The sequence below is a fragment of the Streptomyces sp. NPDC127092 genome, from assembly GCF_042722475.1.
GTDB lineage: Bacteria > Actinomycetota > Actinomycetes > Streptomycetales > Streptomycetaceae > Streptomyces.
Genome location: NZ_JBHXFE010000006.1, coordinates 182,313 through 197,538, shown reverse-complemented (window position 1 = coordinate 197,538; position 15,226 = coordinate 182,313). Strand labels below are relative to the sequence as shown.

Genomic DNA, 15,226 nt, shown 5'->3' with positions numbered 1-15,226 from the left:
GACAAGGAAGGGGAAAGCGTGGTGTTGGCGGACGAAGGGGTGGACCGGGTCACGAAAAAAGGCTAACCCGCGGGTGAACACACGGCACGCGCCCCCGCACGCTCACGGCGTGCGGGGCCGCGGTGTCCGCGCCTACCGCGACCGGCGGCCGGCCGCCGAACCGAAGCCCAGCCACGTGTGGCGGTTGCCCCACCAGCACCAGCCGACCTTCGGCGCGTCGCGCCGCTCGCGGCCGTCGCGGCCCGTGCCGTTGCTGATCCAGATCGCGGGCGTACGGGCGTCGTACGCGCCGTTCGGCTTGCGCAGCCGGGAGCCGATGGTCATGAAGCAGCGGTTGCGCTCCAGCGCCTCGGGCTGCTGGAGCACCCAGTGGATGCCCTCGGCGAGCGTGAGCGGGCTGCGCCCGTCCTTCTCGATCGCCGGAAGCGCCTCCTCCGGACTCCAGTTGGCCATGTGGTCGCCGCGGTCGAGCCCGGTGACGAGGTAGAGCGGGGAGTCGGGCAGCTCGACGGTGTACGGCGCGAAGTCGTCCACGTCCGGCATGTCGACGACGACGAACCCGGGCTTGTCGTCGCGCCGGAGCAGCGGCGCGAGGGCGGAGGCGGGCACGCGGCCGGGGTGCACGGCGAGCAGCGCTCCGCCGCCGTCGAGGTCGGTCCCGGCGTTCGCGGCGAAGGCGCGGAGCTCGTCGGCGGTCAGTCCCGCGAGCTCGTGCACGCCGAGTTCGATCAGCTTCTCGGCCTGGGCGGCGAGGGTCGGCAGCGGGGCGAGGGCGTCGGTCAAGGTACTCCTAGGTCGTCCGGTGGTCGGCCTGGAGTCGAACGAGAGGCGGGGCGGGATTGTTCCCGCCCCCGACCGCTGTTGCCGGCTGCCTCCCGCTACTTCCAGGTGACGAGCGTCTTGTCGCTGTCGTCCACCCACTTCACGTCCTTCGGAGTGCCACCGCCGGTGTCCGTGAGGAAGATGTCGCAGCCTTCTACCGTCCCGCCCTTGGGTACCTTGTCGAAGTCCGTGCCCGACTCGCACTTCTCGAAGGTGCGGACGTCGAAGGGGTCGTCCGGGTTGCCGGTCGAGTCGAGCGACGGCAGCACGTCGAGCTGGGTCAGCGGCCCGTCGTCCCCGTGCACCTCGAAGTCGCCCGTCCACCTCACCTTCTCGTCCTGCGTCTTGATGTAGCTGTAGCGCAGGTAGTACGGCGTTCGGCCGGCGTACTGGGAAGAGTCCTTCAACTGGGCCAGGTCCGCCGCCGTACCCGCCTCCAGCGCCAGGACGGTCACGTCGACATGATGCCCCTTGGCCACCTCGACGCTCGCGGACTGCCCGATGCTCCGTTCCTCGCCGGAGGAGGAGCAGGCGGTGAGAGCGAGCACGGGGAGGAGGGCGAAGGCGGCGAGGGCGGCGGTACGAGTGGCCGGGTGTGGCGTCGTCGTCATGCAGGAGAGGATAGCGAGACTATCCTCTCCGCAGAGCGTGGTTTCCGGCCAGCTCGCACCACACCGTCTTCCCGTACGGCCCCTGCTCGACGCCCCACCGCAACGCCACCGCCTCCACGAGCGCGAGGCCCCGGCCCGATTCCGCCGCGTCCGTGACCTCCCGGAGCACGGGCCAGACCCGCGGATCCGGATCCGTCACCGCGAGCCGGGTCCGCCCGTCGGCCGCGGCCGTGACGCGGACGGTGACCGGGGTGCCCTCGCCCACGTGCTGGATGACGTTGGTCAGCAACTCGGCGGCGCAGAGCCGGAGATCGCCGCCGCTGAGCATGCGCCGTACCTCCGGAACGGCCTTGGGCAGCGCGACCAGCTCCACGACGAGGGGCAGGATCACGCGCCCTCCGCCGCCTTGCGCAGCACCTCGGAGAGGTGGCGTGCGGTCGCCACGTTGCAGTTGCCGAGCGCGACGAGCGGAGGCCGGACCGCCGTACCGGCGAGGGTGAGCGGATCCACCCCGAGGGAGGGCAGGGTGATGCCGTGAGCTGCGAGAGCGGCACGGAGGGCGTCGACGTCGCGCCTGATGTCCTGGATCATCCGGGACTCCACCTTTCGTTGCGTGCGGTGACGAACCCCTCACACGCTGCCGCCCCGGGCCCTACCGTTGGAAGCGTTTCCCGCTCCACGAAGCAAGGTGCGAAAGGCGGTCAACGGTGGCTGCGCGCAAGGAGATCGACGGCTCGGCGAGCGTTCCGGAGTTCTACGGGAAGGAGCTCCGCTTCAAGAGGGAGGAGGCGGGGCTGACGCTGGAGAAGCTGGTGGAGGGCAGTTTCTACGGGGTCAGCTATCTCAGCGAGATCGAACGGGGCCAACGGAGCATGCCGTTGGACTTGGCCCGCCATGTGGACCGGGTGCTGAGAACGGACGGCTTCTTCGAGCGCCGCTGCGAAGAGGTCCGCAAGGCCAAGAAGGGCGCGCATGCCGCGTACTTCGCCCCGATCGCGGAGGCGGAGACGCGGGCGCTGGTGATCGAGCGGTGGAGCAACGCGCTGATTCCTGGACTGCTCCAGACAGCTACGTACGCGCGGGCGCTCATCCGCTCCACCCACCCCTGGGAGGCCCCGGAAGGGGTCCAGGCCAAGATCGACGCACGTCTGAAGCGGGCGGCGATCTTCGAGGCTCCGACGAGGCCGGACTACTGGGTGATCCTCCACGAGTCGGTGGTCCGCAACTTCACCATCTCGCCTGTGGAAATGGCCGAGCAGCTCGACCACATCGCCACCCTCGTACGTCAGGGCCTCGTTTCGTTGCAGATCCTTCCGCGGAACGTCCCGACGCAGCCCTTCATGGAGCTGTCGATGATGTTCATGGAGTTCGACGACGCCCCGCCGCTGATGTACACGGAGGGTCCGTACCACGGCCTGACGATCGACGATCCGAGTCTCGTGAAGCCGTACCGCAGGGCATACGATCGGCTGAGGGCCGCCGCCTTGCCGCCGGAGGCGTCCCTCGCCCTGATCGAAGAAGCGGCTGAGGACTACAGACATGGCCAGCAACGCCCTTGATCTGACCGTCGCAGTCTGGCACAAGAGCAGCTACAGCAACGGCGACGGCGGCAACTGCATCGAAGTGGCCGAGGGGTACGCCTGCTGGCGGAAGAGCAGCTACAGCAACGGCGACGGCGGCGAGTGCGTCGAGGTCGCCGACCACGTCCCCGGTCTCGTCCCCGTCCGTGACTCCAAGCGTCCCGACGGCCCCGTCCTCGTCCTCACCGCCGCCGCCTGGGCGCCGTTCATCGAGGCCGTCAAGGCGTGACTCCGCCGCCTCGCGGGTGACGGCTTGTCGGCCGTGTGCCGCAGGCCGACGCGTGTTGTCGGCCCTGCCCCGCAGGCCGGGGCCATGCTCGGTGCGTTTCTCCCCCACTCACCGAAGGATGGCCCATGCGATCTGTTGGGAACGTGCGAAGACGAGCCGCCTCCCTCTGCCTCGCGGCTCTCGCGGCCCTCGCGGCCCTCGCCGCGCCCGCGCAGGCGAACCCGCAGGCGAACCCGCAGGCGGACGGGGAACGGCGGGCGGCACTGCTCGGCGCTGCCATCACGCCTGGGCCCGTGGTCGCCTGGGGCGCGGGGAGCGGCGGACAGCTGGGCAACGGCGAGACGGTCGACAGCACGACCCCGGTCCGTACGCTGCGCATGCGGCGGACCATCGCCGTCGACGGCGGGAGCAACTTCTCCGTGGCCCTGCGCACGGACGGCACCGTGTGGGCGTGGGGCGTCAACAACGAGGGCCAGCTGGGTGACGGTACGACCGCCAACAGCAGCAGGCCGGTGCAGGTGTGCGCGGTCGGGGAGACCGCCCCGTGCCGCACTCCGCTCACGGACGTGGTCGCCCTCACGGCCGGCGCGTTCCACACCCTGGCCCTGCGGTCCGACGGGTCCGTCGTGGCCTGGGGCAGCAACGACTACGGGCAGCTCGGCAACGGCACTTCCGCCGACAGCACCACCCCTGTCCAGGTGTGTGCGGTGGGCCAGACCGCGCCCTGCGGCACCTTCCTCACCGGGATCACCGACCTCGGCGCCGGCGCCTGGCACAGCCTGGTCGTGGGCTCCGACAGGACCGTACGCAGCTGGGGTCTGAACTCCTCCGGCCAACTCGGCGACGGCACGGACGTGTTCCAGCGGGAGACGCCGGTCCAGACTGCCCTGACGGGCGTGGGGACCGTGGCGGGGGGCCTGTCGCACAGCCTGGCGCTCATGACCGACAGCACGGTCCGCGCATGGGGCCACAACGCCTTCGGGCAGCTCGGTGACGGGACGACGGTCAGCACCAACACGCCCGTTCAGGTGTGCGCGCCGGGCCAGACCGCGCCCTGTGCCACGTTCCTCACCAGCGTGAACCAGATCGCGGCGGGCAGTGCGCACAGCGTGGCGCTCGGCCAGGACCAGACGGTCCTCGGGTGGGGCGACAACCGCGTCGGGCAGCTCGGCGACGGCACGTTCGCCAACCAGACGCAGACGACGCCCGTCCGGGCCTGCGCGCCGGGGGCGACGGCGCCCTGCGGTGGCAACGTGCTCGACACCGCCATCACCATCGCCGCCGACGGCGAGCACACCCTCGCCATCCAGTCCGACACCAGCGCGCTGAGCTGGGGCTCCAACCTGGCCGGCCAGCTCGGCGACGGCACCACGGTCAACCGCGCGATCCCGGTCCAGGTCTGCTCGGGCCGCCGGCCCGCCCCCTGCGCGGAACCCCTGACGAGCGTGTTCGCGATCGCCGCGGGCGGCGCCCACAGCCTGGCCACCCACGGCTGAGCACGGCGGGGGCATTGCCGTACGGCGCGGCCGGACAGCTGTCCCGCACGAGTTCGTGCGGGACAGCTGATCACCACGGGACCAGGTCCATGCCGTGGTCGACCCAGTCCGCGAAGGACACGGGCCGGCCGTGCAGCTTCAACGGCAGGATCAGATCGCAGGTGGCGCGGCTGTCGAACCACATCTCGCCGCGGTGCGGACCGGTGACCACGAGCAGGGTGCTGAAGCCGCAGCCGCCCTCCTGGAGGTAGACGGCTCCCGCCGTCTTCCGCTCCTCCAGCACTCCGCACTCGTCGTCCCACGCCGCCCAGGCCTCCTCGTCCTCACGCGGGGGCTCGCGGTCGCCGAGCTCGTCGTCGTACGCGGCGTACGAGTCGGGGTGCGGGAAGGGCACGGACAGCAGGTCGTAGTTGGTGTCGGTGTCGCCGTGCCAGCCCCAGCCCTGCGGGCCCTTGAAGAGGTGCTTCATCTTGCCGCCGGCGCTGTGCCGCAGCAGGTGGTCCCGGTACTCGACCGGGAAGGTGATGCCCAGATCCGCCTCGGCCTCGCGGACCTCCGCCTCGGAGAACGGCGGAGGGACGGAGCCCGGGTGGTCCCGCCACCAGGGCGGCGGGCCGATGTGGCCGTGGCGGTGTCCCGACAGCAGGCGGCGGTACTCGGCGTTCCAGTCGGTGGTCATGGTGACCGAGAGCGTACCTTCTGCCCATGGTCTGGTTCTGGGTCGGCGAGTCCGACGAGGTGGACGCCGTCGAGGAGTTGCCGGAGTCGGGGCGCCGTTTCGTGCGGGCGCTGCGGGAGCGTGCGGTGACCTGGCCCGGTGACCCGGACGACACGTTCGTGCTGCGGCCGGAGGAGACGGGGTTCGGGCATCTGCTGGCCGTCGTACAGGCGGGCTCGGACGTCTTCGGGGCGTTCTTCGACGAGCAGGGCGGGGTGTACGGCGCCGAGCTGCACAACCAGATGTACATCCCGCTGCACGGCAGCCCTGCGGCGGGCGGATTCCGCACGGCCGGGTCCGCCGCGCGCTGCGCCGAGCGCACGGCGGACTGGTTCGAAGGGCTGCTGCGCAGCCGGGGTGGTGCGGAACCGGCGTGAGCGGGGCGGCGTCCCTCCGGGAGTCCGCAAGATCGACTCCGACGGAGGACCGACGTGACCGGTACGGCCGCCCGCTATCTCTACCTCACGCGGCACGGTGAGGCCACGCCGGACGAGAGCGGGCTGACCGAGGCCGGTCGCCGGCAGGCCGCACTGCTCGGGGAGCGGCTGCGCGGGGTCCCGCTGGCGGCGGTCCATCACGGGCCGCTGGCGCGGGCCGAGCAGACCGCGCGGCTGGTGGGCGAACGGCTCGACGGCGTACCGGTGCGGCGCTCGGAGGCGGCCGGGGACTACGTCCCGTACGTGCCGCTGCGTGAGGAACTGCCGCCGGAGACGGCCGACGCCACGCTCCGGTTCCTGGCCGGGTTCCCGGCCGGGGAGCGCGAGCAGGGGCCCGCGCTCGCGGCCGCGGCGGTCGCGGAGTTCACCGGGCCCGTCGTCGGGGACGAGCCGCGCCACGAGCTCGTCGTCACCCACAACTTCCTCGTCGGCTGGCTCGTCCGCGCCGCCCTCGACGCGCCGCCGTGGCGCTGGCTGGGCATCAACCACGCCAACGCGGCGCTGACCGTCATCCGCTACGCCCCCGGCCGCCCGCCGGCGCTCCTCCTCTTCAACGACACCGGCCACCTCCCCGCCGAACTGCGCTGGACCGGTTTCCCGCCGGAGCTGCACGTCTGAGAGATTTCCGTGCGGGGGCCGGAAAGGGGTGGGCGTTGGAGTTCGGTGTTTCGCTGCCGGGGTACGGGCGGCGGCCGTCGGTGCGGCGGCTGGCGCCGCACCGGCGCCGGTCGAGGTGGAAGTCGCTTGGCGAGCTCTTCCTCGTCCGTTTCCTGGTGTCGCTGCCGGAGGATCCCGTCGAGGCGTTCGGGGCGCTGTTCGAGCCGTTCCAGAAGGCCTTCCGGCTGCTGAAGCGGCTCCTCGCGGGACCGGCGATGCGCGGCGGCTGGGACAGCGACGCGGGGCGGCTCGTCCTGGCGGTGCACGCCGCGCACTGGGAGAGGGACGCGCTGCGGGCGGATCAGGCGGACCTCCTGCTGGAGGTCGCGGACGGCGGGGTCGCCGTACGGACCGACTGGCAGGAGCCGTCGCAGGCGGTGTCCCGCCGGCACGCGGGCGTACGGGCCACACCGTGGCCGCGGCGGCTGCGGCGGCGGGTGGACATCGCCTTCCCGGACGACTCCTGGCTGACCGTCCGCGCGTCCCAGGCCGCGTCAGCCGACCGCGTCCGGGCGCTGCTTTCCGCCTGACGACGTACCTTTCCCGGGTGAGCAGCAGCTTTCAGACGATCGTGGATCTCGACGCGACCGCCGACGACGCCGTCGCGCACGGCGAGCGGGTGACGGCGTGGCTCGTGGACCAGGGGATCGTACGGGCGGGTGACCTCGGGCCCGGGCCGCGGTGGGAGCGGGCCACCGGCTCGCGGGAGGCGGGCGGGAGCGACGGGCTGACCGTCGTCACCGGACGGACGGTGTTCTTCTCGCCGCAGCACGGCGGGCCGCCGGTCTGCCCGTCCTGCACGAGCGTCTTCGACGCGACGCACCGCGAGGCGTTCTCGCCGGCCATGGACGCGTGGTGGGCGACGGGCGAGGCCGAGGTGACGTGCCCGGGCCCGGGGTGCGGGCGGGCGGTGCCGCTGGCGGCGTGGCAGTGGCCGGGGAACGGGCTCGCCTTCGCGTACCTGGGCCTCGAGTTCCGGAACGGACCCGCGCTGCTGCCGGAGTTCGTCGCGGAGGTGGAGCGGGTGCTGGGACACCGGACGCGGTTCGTACGGGGCCGGATCTAGGGCGCGCGCTTCATCGGGAGGCGCCCGTGGCGGCGCGGCTTGGGCCGGGTGTGCCCCCGGCCGCTACCCCCGTACGCCCTTCACCGCCCAGGCGCGCGCGGTGAGTTCGACCGAGCCGTCCGGCTCGCGGGGGACGGTTTCCGCCAGCGCGGTACGGACGCGGTCGCGGTCGCCCGGGGTGAGGGAGGCGACGTAGCCGGGGGCCGGGCCCTGGCCGGTCAGGAACGGGTCCCAGAAGTCGGCGAAGACGGCGAAGACGGTGGGGACGTCGAGCGGTGCGGTCGTGACCTCGGCCAGGCCCGCCTCCGTCCACAGGCTGTGCAGGCGTTCGGGACGGCAGAGCGTCCCGAAGCGCCGGCCCTCGTCGAGGGCGACGGCCGCGGCCGGGTCGACGGTCGCGACCGCGTCCCAGAAGCGGCGCAGGAAGCCCATGCCGTCGGCGTAGTCCCACACGTACGCGGCGACCGTGCCGCCGTCGGGGCGGACCGCGCGGACCAGCTCGGCGGCACCGGCGGCCGGGTCCGGCAGGAAGTTCAGGGTCAGTCCGCTGACGGCCGCGTCCCAGGCGGCGTCGCGCACGGGCAGCGCCGTCGCGTCGGCCACGACGAAGGAGGCCGTGGCGGTGGCGCGGGCCGCGCGGACGAAGGGTTCCGACAGGTCGAGGCCCAGGAAGGCGCGGGGGCGGCAGCGTTCCGCCACCGCGACGGACAGGGCGCCGGTGCCGCAGCCCACGTCCAGCCAGCGCAGGCCCTCCGCCGGATCGAGCCACTCCGTGAAGCGGACCGCGACGAGCCGGCTCCAGCGACCCATGTACCGCTCGTACGCCGGACCGGACTCCCACGCGTCCATGACGTGGTCCAGGCCGTGGGCCAGGCCCTCGTCCATGCCCTTGTCCATGGCGCCACCTCTCGCCACCTCTCAGTCCAGCGTCTCCTCCTTCCCCGGTGTCAGCCAGCGCAGCCGCCCGGTCAGGGCCGGGTCCGCGGCGAAGGCGGCCGAGATGCGGGCCGGGTCCTCCGCGAGGTGGGCCCAGGAGTCGAAGTGGAGCGGGACCACGCGGCGGGCGCCGAGGGTACGGGCGAGGGCGGCGCCCTCGGTGGCCGAGAGGGAGAAGGCGCGGTCGCCGGTGGACGGGAAGTGGGCGTCGCCGAAGTGCAGGAACGCCGTGTCCAGCGCGAAGCGCGCGCCGATCTCCGCCAGGGCGTCGTGGCGGACGGTGTCGCCGGAGACGTAGAGCGTGCCGCCGTCACCGGTCTCGACGACGAAGCCGGTGACCGGGCCCGTCGCCTGTTCCGTGCCCTCGGGGCCGTGGCGGGCCGGGGTCGCGGTGACGGTGATCGTCGTGGAGCCGGCGGTGACGGTACGGCTCTCCCACGGCGCCAGGCCCTCGGCGGCGCCCCCGAGCCGGGCGGCGGCCTCCGGGGTGGTGAGGACGCGGCCGGCGCGGGCGAGGACCTCGCGGCCGGCGTGGTCCAGGTTGTCGAAGTGCTGGTCGTGCGAGAGCAGCACCAGGTCGACGGGCGGCAGCTCGTCGGCCGCGAGGGCGGGGCCCGCGGTGCGGTGGAGGGGCCGGGCCGCCGGGTAGTCGGCGGGGGCCTCGTCGAAGGCGGGGTCGGTGAGGACGGTCAGGTCACCGATGCGCAGGAGCACGGTGGCGGTGCCGATGTAGGTGGCGGTGACGGTGAGGGTCATGGTTCGCGCGCCTCCAGTGCGGGGTTCCGACAGGACAGGCAGGGCAGGGCAGGGCCAAGGGAAAACTAAACCGTTTGGTTCAGCGCGGTCAACTGTACGGTTCAGTCGGGAAGTTGAACCGGTCGGTCCGGTCGTCCGTATACTCGGCGCATGGGCACCCAGGACGTCCTCGACGCGTACGGCATCCCCGTCATTCCCGACCCGGCGGACGCCGCCGGCCGCAAGCGCCGCTCGATCACCGACGCCGCGCTCGCCGAGTTCCTCGCCGAGGGCTACTCCGCGGCCTCCATGGACGCGATCACCCAGCGCTCCGGCGTCTCCAAGGCCACCATCTACAAGCACTTCGGCAGCAAGGAACGGCTCTTCCTCGCCGTCGTCGGCGGCGTCCTCGCCCAGAGCTACGCCGACGCCGAGCCCGCCGACGCCGCCCTCGCCGACATCGGCCACGAGGCCGGCGCAGGCTCGGACTCCGGCACCGGCACCGGCACCGGCACCGGCACCGGCCGGCTGCGCGTCGCGCTCGTCCGCTTCACCACCGACTGGGCCCGGGTGCTCCTGCGGCCCGACATCATGGCGCTGCGCCGCCTCGTCATCGGCGAGATCGACCGCTTCCCGCAGCTCGGACAGCTCTGGTACCGGGTGACGTACGACCGCTGCAACCGGCCGCTCGTCGACGCCCTGGCCGCGCTCCACGACCGCGGCGTCCTCGACGTCCCCGACCCCGAGCTCGCCGCCCGCCAGCTCCTCGCCACGACCGTCGGCGTGCCGCAGCTCGTGCACACCTTCGCGCCCGGCACGGAGCCGGACGAGGACGAGCTCGCGCGGGTGGCAGGCTCCGGTGTGGACCTGTTCCTGGCCGGATACGGGCGCAAGTGACCGCGGCGGCGGAATACGATCGGGCCGTCGGCGGCTGACCACAGCTGACGACGGCAACATCCTCAGTCGAAGGAGAGATTCCTCATGGCGCAGGTCGCGCTCAAGGGCAACCCCGTTACGGTCGACGGCATCCTGCCCGCCGCGGGCAGCCAGGCTCCCGCGTTCACCCTGGTCGGCGAGGGTCTCGCGGACAAGACGCTGAAGGACTTCGAGGGCAAGCGCAAGGTCCTCAACATCTTCCCGAGCGTGGACACGCCCACCTGTGCCGCGTCGGTGCGCGCCTTCAACGCGAAGGCCGCCGAGCTGGACAACACCGTGGTGCTCTGCATCTCCGCGGACCTGCCCTTCGCCCAGGCCCGCTTCTGCGGCGCCGAGGGCCTGGAGAACGTGCAGAGCCTCTCCACCCTGCGAGGCCGCGAGTTCCACACCGACTACGGCGTCTCCATCGTCGACGGCCCGCTGGCCGGCCTGACCGCCCGCGCCGTCGTCGTCCTCGACGCGGACGACAAGGTCCTCCACACGGAGCTCGTCAACGAGATCTCCGAGGAGCCGAACTACGAGGCCGCCCTCGCCGCCCTGAAGTAAGCGGTCCGACGCCGGCCGGCGCCCCGGCGCCGGCCTGTGGCACGTACCTCACCTCGCGCACGCGCGGCCCGAAGGCCCGCCCGGCAGCACCGTCGCCGGGCGGGCCTTCGCGGTCTCCAGAACCTTGTGTTCCCGGCGTGCGGGAGCGCTCCGGCGGCCCCCGTGCCTACCATCGGGCCATGCGACGCAACAGCGGCCCGGGCCTCGGGCCCGGCCCGGCCTCCCGCTCCCGCTTCGGCTCCCGCTCCGGCTCCGGCTCCTGCCTCTCCCTCTGGTCGAAGAACTCCTTCCTCTCCATCGGGTCGGTCGGGTCCTTCATGTCCATCGGGTCCGTCGGCTCCGCCTTCTCCATCGGGTCCGTCGGCTCCTTCCTCGGCGTCGGCTCCCTGCTCTCGGCCCGCTCGGTGCTCGCCGTCATGTCCTGGCGGTCGTCCCGCGCGGTCATGAGCTCCCGCAGTCACCGACGGGGGTCACCGCCACCACGTCCGTGACCGGGATGTCGACCGTACGGCCCCGGACGCTCAGGGCCAGGGCGCCGCTGCCCCGGGTGAGTTCCCCGCACCACGTGCCCGCGGACGTCGTCACCGCGACGGCCGGGGCCGTCGCCGCGCCCTCCCCCGCCTCGCTCTCCGGAGCCGGCCACCACGCGCTCGTCGCGGCGAGGGCCGTCAGGAGGACCGTGACGAACGTCAGGACCAGGCCGGTGCGCAGACGGCGCGCGGCACGCGCCGGATCGTCGGGGGTCCCGGAGTGCGGCCAGGCGGTGCGGCCGACGAGGTAGACCGCCAGGATCGCGACGAACAGGGCGAGCAGGACCAGGACGCCCGCCACGATCTCGACGCCGCGCGGGGCCGTGGAGCCGGAGCCGCCCGACTTCAGCGCGCCGCACAGGCCGACGAAGCCCAGGGCAGCCAGTTGGAGCGTCAGCCAGCCGCGGGCCGAGGCCCGAACTCCTTGCACGTCACCGTCACCGGCGTCACTCGCGGCCGCGTCGCTCATGGCCGTAAGGATGCCGACGCACCGGCCCGGCAGGCGTGGTGCCACGCCGGGGGAGAGACTGAAGGGGTAGCGCGGCCGCCGGACAGGGGTGCCCTGAGGAGTGGACATGGGCGGCACTGGCACTGTGGTGGAGGCCCTGCGCGAGCAGCTGCGGGGCGACGTGATCGGACCCGAGGACCCCGGATACGACGATGCCCGGACGGTCTACAACGCGATGATCGACCGGCGGCCCGCCGCCATCGCGCGGTGCGCCGACGTGACGGACGTACGGATGGCGGTGCGCCACGCCCGTGACACCGGCATGGACCTGGCGGTGCGCGGCGGCGGACACAGCGGCGGCGGCCTGTGCGTGATCGACGGCGCGCTGGTGATCGACCTGTCGGACGGGCTGCGCTGGGTGCGGGTCGACCCCGGGTCCCGTACGGCCATGGTGGGCGGCGGCAGCCAGCTCGGCGACCTCGACCACGAGGCGCACGGCTACGGGCTCGCGACGCCGGCCGGGGTGATGTCGACGACCGGCGTCGGCGGGCTCACGCTCGGCGGCGGACACGGGCATCTGACCCGCGCCTACGGGCTGACGATCGACAACCTGCTCGGCGCGGACGTGGTCCTCGCCGACGGGACGGCCGTCACCGCCTCCGCCGACGAGCACCCTGAGCTCTTCTGGGCGCTGCGCGGCGGTGGCGGCAACTTCGGCATCGTCACCTCCTTCCGGTTCGCGCTGCACCCGGTGGACAACGTCGGGCTCGGCGTCACCCTGTGGGATCCGGAGCACATCGGCGAGGTCCTGCGCTGGTACCGGGACTTCCTGCCGGCGGCCGACGAGAGCCTGAACGGCTTCTTCGCGACGCTGGTGGTGGCGCCGGAGGCGCCGTTCCCGGAGGAGCTCCACCGCAAGAAGATGTGCGGCGTGGTGTGGTGCTCCACGGGAGCGACGGACGAGGAGAACCTGGCGAAGACCTTCGCGCCCGTCGCCGAACCCGCCCGACCCGCCTTCCACTTCGCGGTGCCGACGCCGTACCCGGCGGTCCAGACGATGTTCGACGAACTGATCCCGAAGGGCCTCCAGTGGTACTGGCGCGGTGACTTCTTCGACCGGATCACGGACGAATCGATCGACGTGCACCGCACGTTCCTGGAGAACATCCCGAGCGACCTGTCGACGATGCACCTCTATCCGGTCGACGCCGCCGCCCACCGCCCCGGCCCGATGGACACGGCGTGGGCCTACCGCGACGCGGTCTGGTCGGGCGTGATCGGCGCGATCAGCCCGGACCCGGCCGACGCGGACGCGATCCGCAGCTGGGCCGTCGACTACTGGGAGGCCCTCCACCCCCACTCGATGGGCGGCGCCTACGTCAACTTCCTCGGCCAGGACGAGGGCGGCGACCGGGTCCGTTCGACGTACCGGGGCCACTACGACCGGCTGGCCGAGGTGAAGCGCACGTACGACCCGGACAACGTCTTCCACCACAACCAGAACATCCACCCGGCGAAGCCCTAGTCCACGCCGCTGCCCTCGGGGCCCGCGTCGGCGCACCGCCGACCGGGCCCCGGCCCACCAGGGGCCGCACCTCATCGACCGGGAAGTCCGGAGGAGATTCGGGCTTGCTCCCGGGCTCCCGGTATATACTTAGAGCACTCAGATATACACGGCCCATGCTGGAGGCCTCGTGTCCAAGACCCTGGTCGACATCGACGACGAGATGCTCGCCTTCGCGCAGCGGCAGCTCGGCACCAAGACCAAGCGCGACACCATCAATCGGGCGCTCACCATAGCGGCGGCGATCAGCGCGGAGGACCGCGCCCGGGCGCTCCAGTGGCTCCAGGACAACGCCGAGGACTTCCTCGACTTCGAGTTCCTGGAGGAGCAGGAGCGGTCCGGCCGATGAACTATCTCGCCGACACCTCGGCGGTATGGCGCATCATGCGTCGGCAGATCGGTACACCATGGCCCGAGCGGGTGGCACGAGGGCAAGTTGCCTTGTGCCCTCCCGTCGAGGCCGAGCTGATGCCCGGCCTGCGCAGCGACCGGGACCACGAACCCTTCGTGACCATGCTGAACCAGACCTTCGCCTGGGTTCCCGCCATGGACGACCCCTGGCCGGAGATCATCGCGGTCCAACGCGACCTGGTTCGGATCGGCCATCATCGCGGTCCGTCCCCCATGGACATCCTGATCGCGTTGACAGCGCGGCAGCACCGAATGACTCTCATCCACGTCGACGACGACTTCGGCTCCATCGCCAAAGTGCGCCCCGACATCTCCATGTGCCGGCTCGCCACCCTCTGACTCCCTACCCCACCAGCCGCACCGCCAGCACCACGATCAGCGTGCTCGACGCCAGGGTCGTGGCCAGGCGGCCGCGGGTGCCGGTCAGGGTGCGGCCGAGGAGGGTGCCGCCGGTGGCGAGGAGGAGTTGCCAGCTCGTGGAGGCGGCCAGGGCGGCGAGGACGAAGACGGTGCGCTCGGCGGCGGTGGACGGGGCGTCGGGGCCGGTCGCCAGGATGAGCGCGGCGAAGTAGATCACCGTCATCGGGTTGAGGACCGTGATGCCCAGGAAGGTGAGGTACGCGCGGCCCGGGCCGGGCCCGGCGGTGCCGTCGTCGCGGGAGGCGAGCTCGCCTCCGCGGTAGGCCCGTACGGCCGTCGCCGCCGCCCGTACCGCCAGGACCACCAGGACCACGGCGGAGACCCAGCGCAGCGGGGTCATCACGGGAGTGAGGAGCGGGACGAGGACCGAGCCGCCCGCGACCGCGAGGAGCGCGTAGACGCCGTCCGCGGTGGCGACGCCGAGCGCCGCGGCGGCGCCCGTGCGCCAGCCGGTGCGGGCGGTGACGGCCACCAGATAGGCGCCGACCGCGCCGACGGGGATCGCGATGCCGTAGCCGGCCAGCAGGCCGGCCACCGCCGCGGCGATCACGCGACGAGGGGGATCGCGCCTCCGGGGACGCCGGGCTGCTGCTGTCGGCCGTCACGGAGGACGACGGGACGGCGGCGGCGGGACGGAAGGGAAGAAGTCATGCGCCGCAGCGTGCCGCCGGAGGCCCTCGACCCGCAACGCAATTACGCCCGGCCCCTTCGCCCGGGACCTTCGCGCCGGCCTCCGGCGCCCGGCCCGGCCCGTCGCCCGGCCCACGGAACCCGCGCCCGCGCCTACTTCACGATGACGTTCACCGCCTCCTCGATCCGCGGCATGATCTGCGGCGTCCCCTCCTCCTGGAAGATCGGCGTCGCCTTCTCCACGAACGCCATGAAGTCCGCCTCCGACTCCCAGAAGTCGACCACCCGCCACCCGCCCGACCCGTCGGGCCCCGCCGCGTGCGCGAGGAAGCCCTTGGCGGGCCACCAGGACGCGCCGGTGATCTTCTCGGTGGTCCGCTCGTAGACCTCCTGGGTGCCGCCGGGGATCTCGACGGTGACGATGACGGCCATGGCTGGTGCTCCTGTACGTGAG

23 protein-coding genes are annotated in these 15,226 nt (G+C 72.7%); 12 read left to right on the top strand and 11 right to left on the bottom strand.

The window, feature by feature from the left end:
- Positions 1-132: 132 nt before the first annotated feature.
- From ACFWJO_RS07785 to ACFWJO_RS07770, 4 genes are all read right to left on the bottom strand, one after another.
- Entirely contained in the window at positions 133-783 is a 651-nt protein-coding gene (locus ACFWJO_RS07785; protein WP_386863912.1) for a DUF5701 family protein, read from the bottom strand.
- A gap of 95 nt (positions 784-878) precedes the next feature.
- Positions 879-1,433, bottom strand: a complete 555-nt coding sequence (locus ACFWJO_RS07780; protein ID WP_386863911.1) for a hypothetical protein — start codon at positions 1,431-1,433, stop codon at positions 879-881.
- 19 nt (positions 1,434-1,452) lie between these two features.
- Positions 1,453-1,824 (bottom strand): ATP-binding protein, encoded by a 372-nt coding sequence (locus ACFWJO_RS07775; RefSeq protein ID WP_386863910.1) that lies wholly within the window; start codon positions 1,822-1,824, stop codon positions 1,453-1,455.
- Entirely contained in the window at positions 1,821-2,024 is a 204-nt protein-coding gene (locus tag ACFWJO_RS07770) for a hypothetical protein (RefSeq protein ID WP_386863909.1), read from the bottom strand. The genes ACFWJO_RS07775 and ACFWJO_RS07770 overlap by 4 nt, the downstream gene beginning before the upstream one ends.
- Before the next feature lie 116 nt (positions 2,025-2,140).
- Here ACFWJO_RS07770 and ACFWJO_RS07765 point away from each other — a divergent pair, with 116 nt between their 5' ends.
- From ACFWJO_RS07765 to ACFWJO_RS07755, 3 genes are all read left to right on the top strand, one after another.
- The gene (locus ACFWJO_RS07765; RefSeq protein WP_386863908.1) at positions 2,141-2,992 is read left to right on the top strand and encodes a helix-turn-helix domain-containing protein; all 852 of its coding nucleotides are present in this window, start codon (positions 2,141-2,143) and stop codon (positions 2,990-2,992) included.
- Positions 2,973-3,242, top strand: coding sequence for a DUF397 domain-containing protein (locus tag ACFWJO_RS07760; RefSeq protein ID WP_386863907.1), 270 nt, complete (start codon positions 2,973-2,975; stop codon positions 3,240-3,242). The genes ACFWJO_RS07765 and ACFWJO_RS07760 overlap by 20 nt, the downstream gene beginning before the upstream one ends.
- Positions 3,243-3,367: 125 nt before the next feature.
- A complete protein-coding gene (locus tag ACFWJO_RS07755; protein WP_386863906.1) occupies positions 3,368-4,738 on the top strand; it encodes an RCC1-like domain-containing protein in 1,371 nt (456 codons plus the stop codon).
- A gap of 70 nt (positions 4,739-4,808) precedes the next feature.
- Here ACFWJO_RS07755 and ACFWJO_RS07750 read toward each other — a convergent pair whose 3' ends face one another.
- Positions 4,809-5,417, bottom strand: coding sequence for an SMI1/KNR4 family protein (locus ACFWJO_RS07750; RefSeq protein WP_386863905.1), 609 nt, complete (start codon positions 5,415-5,417; stop codon positions 4,809-4,811).
- Between the two features lie 26 nt (positions 5,418-5,443).
- Between ACFWJO_RS07750 and ACFWJO_RS07745 the strand changes: the two genes are divergently transcribed.
- The 4 genes from ACFWJO_RS07745 to ACFWJO_RS07730 are packed head-to-tail and all read left to right on the top strand — an operon-like array spanning position 5,444 to position 7,616.
- A complete protein-coding gene (locus ACFWJO_RS07745; protein ID WP_386863904.1) occupies positions 5,444-5,833 on the top strand; it encodes a hypothetical protein in 390 nt (129 codons plus the stop codon).
- Between the two features lie 54 nt (positions 5,834-5,887).
- A complete protein-coding gene (locus ACFWJO_RS07740) occupies positions 5,888-6,511 on the top strand; it encodes a histidine phosphatase family protein (protein WP_386863903.1) in 624 nt (207 codons plus the stop codon).
- Positions 6,512-6,546: 35 nt separating this feature from the next.
- Positions 6,547-7,080 carry a hypothetical protein gene (locus tag ACFWJO_RS07735; protein ID WP_386863902.1) on the top strand — a complete coding sequence of 178 codons (534 nt, stop codon included), beginning with the start codon at positions 6,547-6,549 and terminating at the stop codon, positions 7,078-7,080.
- A 17-nt stretch (positions 7,081-7,097) separates the two neighbouring features.
- A complete protein-coding gene (locus ACFWJO_RS07730; protein WP_386863901.1) occupies positions 7,098-7,616 on the top strand; it encodes a hypothetical protein in 519 nt (172 codons plus the stop codon).
- Positions 7,617-7,679: 63 nt separating this feature from the next.
- Here the strand turns inward: ACFWJO_RS07730 and ACFWJO_RS07725 are convergent, their stop codons facing one another.
- Positions 7,680-8,513 carry a class I SAM-dependent methyltransferase gene (locus ACFWJO_RS07725; RefSeq protein WP_386863900.1) on the bottom strand — a complete coding sequence of 278 codons (834 nt, stop codon included), beginning with the start codon at positions 8,511-8,513 and terminating at the stop codon, positions 7,680-7,682.
- 21 nt (positions 8,514-8,534) lie between these two features.
- The gene (locus ACFWJO_RS07720) at positions 8,535-9,308 is read right to left on the bottom strand and encodes an MBL fold metallo-hydrolase (RefSeq protein ID WP_386863899.1); all 774 of its coding nucleotides are present in this window, start codon (positions 9,306-9,308) and stop codon (positions 8,535-8,537) included.
- A 150-nt stretch (positions 9,309-9,458) separates the two neighbouring features.
- Here ACFWJO_RS07720 and ACFWJO_RS07715 point away from each other — a divergent pair, with 150 nt between their 5' ends.
- Together ACFWJO_RS07715 and tpx are read left to right on the top strand one after the other, a co-directional pair.
- The gene (locus ACFWJO_RS07715; protein WP_386863898.1) at positions 9,459-10,184 is read left to right on the top strand and encodes a TetR/AcrR family transcriptional regulator; all 726 of its coding nucleotides are present in this window, start codon (positions 9,459-9,461) and stop codon (positions 10,182-10,184) included.
- 84 nt (positions 10,185-10,268) lie between these two features.
- Positions 10,269-10,769 carry a thiol peroxidase gene (gene tpx / locus ACFWJO_RS07710; protein WP_386863897.1) on the top strand — a complete coding sequence of 167 codons (501 nt, stop codon included), beginning with the start codon at positions 10,269-10,271 and terminating at the stop codon, positions 10,767-10,769.
- Between the two features lie 166 nt (positions 10,770-10,935).
- On the opposite strand, the gene ACFWJO_RS07705 is transcribed toward tpx, so the two are convergent.
- Positions 10,936-11,214 carry a hypothetical protein gene (locus ACFWJO_RS07705; protein ID WP_386863896.1) on the bottom strand — a complete coding sequence of 93 codons (279 nt, stop codon included), beginning with the start codon at positions 11,212-11,214 and terminating at the stop codon, positions 10,936-10,938.
- Positions 11,211-11,768 (bottom strand): hypothetical protein, encoded by a 558-nt coding sequence (locus ACFWJO_RS07700; RefSeq protein ID WP_386863895.1) that lies wholly within the window; start codon positions 11,766-11,768, stop codon positions 11,211-11,213. Before ACFWJO_RS07700 ends, ACFWJO_RS07705 begins: the two co-directional genes overlap by 4 nt.
- 106 nt (positions 11,769-11,874) lie before the next feature.
- Here ACFWJO_RS07700 and ACFWJO_RS07695 point away from each other — a divergent pair, with 106 nt between their 5' ends.
- The 3 genes from ACFWJO_RS07695 to ACFWJO_RS07685 all read left to right on the top strand — a co-directional run bounded on the left by ACFWJO_RS07695 (position 11,875) and on the right by ACFWJO_RS07685 (position 14,061).
- Entirely contained in the window at positions 11,875-13,272 is a 1,398-nt protein-coding gene (locus ACFWJO_RS07695; RefSeq protein ID WP_386863894.1) for an FAD-binding oxidoreductase, read from the top strand.
- A gap of 169 nt (positions 13,273-13,441) precedes the next feature.
- Entirely contained in the window at positions 13,442-13,660 is a 219-nt protein-coding gene (locus tag ACFWJO_RS07690; RefSeq protein WP_386863893.1) for a type II toxin-antitoxin system VapB family antitoxin, read from the top strand.
- Complete coding sequence (locus ACFWJO_RS07685) at positions 13,657-14,061, top strand: PIN domain-containing protein (protein ID WP_386863892.1); 405 nt, start codon at positions 13,657-13,659, stop codon at positions 14,059-14,061. Before ACFWJO_RS07690 ends, ACFWJO_RS07685 begins: the two co-directional genes overlap by 4 nt.
- 4 nt (positions 14,062-14,065) lie before the next feature.
- Here ACFWJO_RS07685 and ACFWJO_RS07680 read toward each other — a convergent pair whose 3' ends face one another.
- Together ACFWJO_RS07680 and ACFWJO_RS07675 are read right to left on the bottom strand one after the other, a co-directional pair.
- Complete coding sequence (locus ACFWJO_RS07680) at positions 14,066-14,692, bottom strand: LysE family transporter (RefSeq protein WP_386863891.1); 627 nt, start codon at positions 14,690-14,692, stop codon at positions 14,066-14,068.
- 233 nt (positions 14,693-14,925) lie between these two features.
- Positions 14,926-15,204: an antibiotic biosynthesis monooxygenase gene (locus ACFWJO_RS07675; protein ID WP_386863890.1), complete on the bottom strand. Its 279-nt coding sequence runs from the start codon at positions 15,202-15,204 to the stop codon at positions 14,926-14,928.
- Between the last annotated feature and the right edge of the window lie 22 nt (positions 15,205-15,226).

Coding starts and splice junctions, on each gene's coding strand:
- ACFWJO_RS07715 (WP_386863898.1), top strand. CDS start 9,459: ATGGGCACCCAGGACGTCCTCGACGCGTACGGCATCCCCGTCATTCCC.
- ACFWJO_RS07750 (WP_386863905.1), bottom strand. CDS start 5,417: ATGACCACCGACTGGAACGCCGAGTACCGCCGCCTGCTGTCGGGACAC.
- ACFWJO_RS07705 (WP_386863896.1), bottom strand. CDS start 11,214: ATGACCGCGCGGGACGACCGCCAGGACATGACGGCGAGCACCGAGCGG.
- ACFWJO_RS07675 (WP_386863890.1), bottom strand. CDS start 15,204: ATGGCCGTCATCGTCACCGTCGAGATCCCCGGCGGCACCCAGGAGGTC.
- ACFWJO_RS07770 (WP_386863909.1), bottom strand. CDS start 2,024: ATGATCCAGGACATCAGGCGCGACGTCGACGCCCTCCGTGCCGCTCTC.
- ACFWJO_RS07700 (WP_386863895.1), bottom strand. CDS start 11,768: ATGAGCGACGCGGCCGCGAGTGACGCCGGTGACGGTGACGTGCAAGGA.
- ACFWJO_RS07725 (WP_386863900.1), bottom strand. CDS start 8,513: ATGGACAAGGGCATGGACGAGGGCCTGGCCCACGGCCTGGACCACGTC.
- ACFWJO_RS07760 (WP_386863907.1), top strand. CDS start 2,973: ATGGCCAGCAACGCCCTTGATCTGACCGTCGCAGTCTGGCACAAGAGC.
- ACFWJO_RS07780 (WP_386863911.1), bottom strand. CDS start 1,433: ATGACGACGACGCCACACCCGGCCACTCGTACCGCCGCCCTCGCCGCC.
- ACFWJO_RS07745 (WP_386863904.1), top strand. CDS start 5,444: ATGGTCTGGTTCTGGGTCGGCGAGTCCGACGAGGTGGACGCCGTCGAG.
- ACFWJO_RS07755 (WP_386863906.1), top strand. CDS start 3,368: ATGCGATCTGTTGGGAACGTGCGAAGACGAGCCGCCTCCCTCTGCCTC.
- ACFWJO_RS07695 (WP_386863894.1), top strand. CDS start 11,875: ATGGGCGGCACTGGCACTGTGGTGGAGGCCCTGCGCGAGCAGCTGCGG.
- ACFWJO_RS07720 (WP_386863899.1), bottom strand. CDS start 9,308: ATGACCCTCACCGTCACCGCCACCTACATCGGCACCGCCACCGTGCTC.
- ACFWJO_RS07685 (WP_386863892.1), top strand. CDS start 13,657: ATGAACTATCTCGCCGACACCTCGGCGGTATGGCGCATCATGCGTCGG.
- tpx (WP_386863897.1), top strand. CDS start 10,269: ATGGCGCAGGTCGCGCTCAAGGGCAACCCCGTTACGGTCGACGGCATC.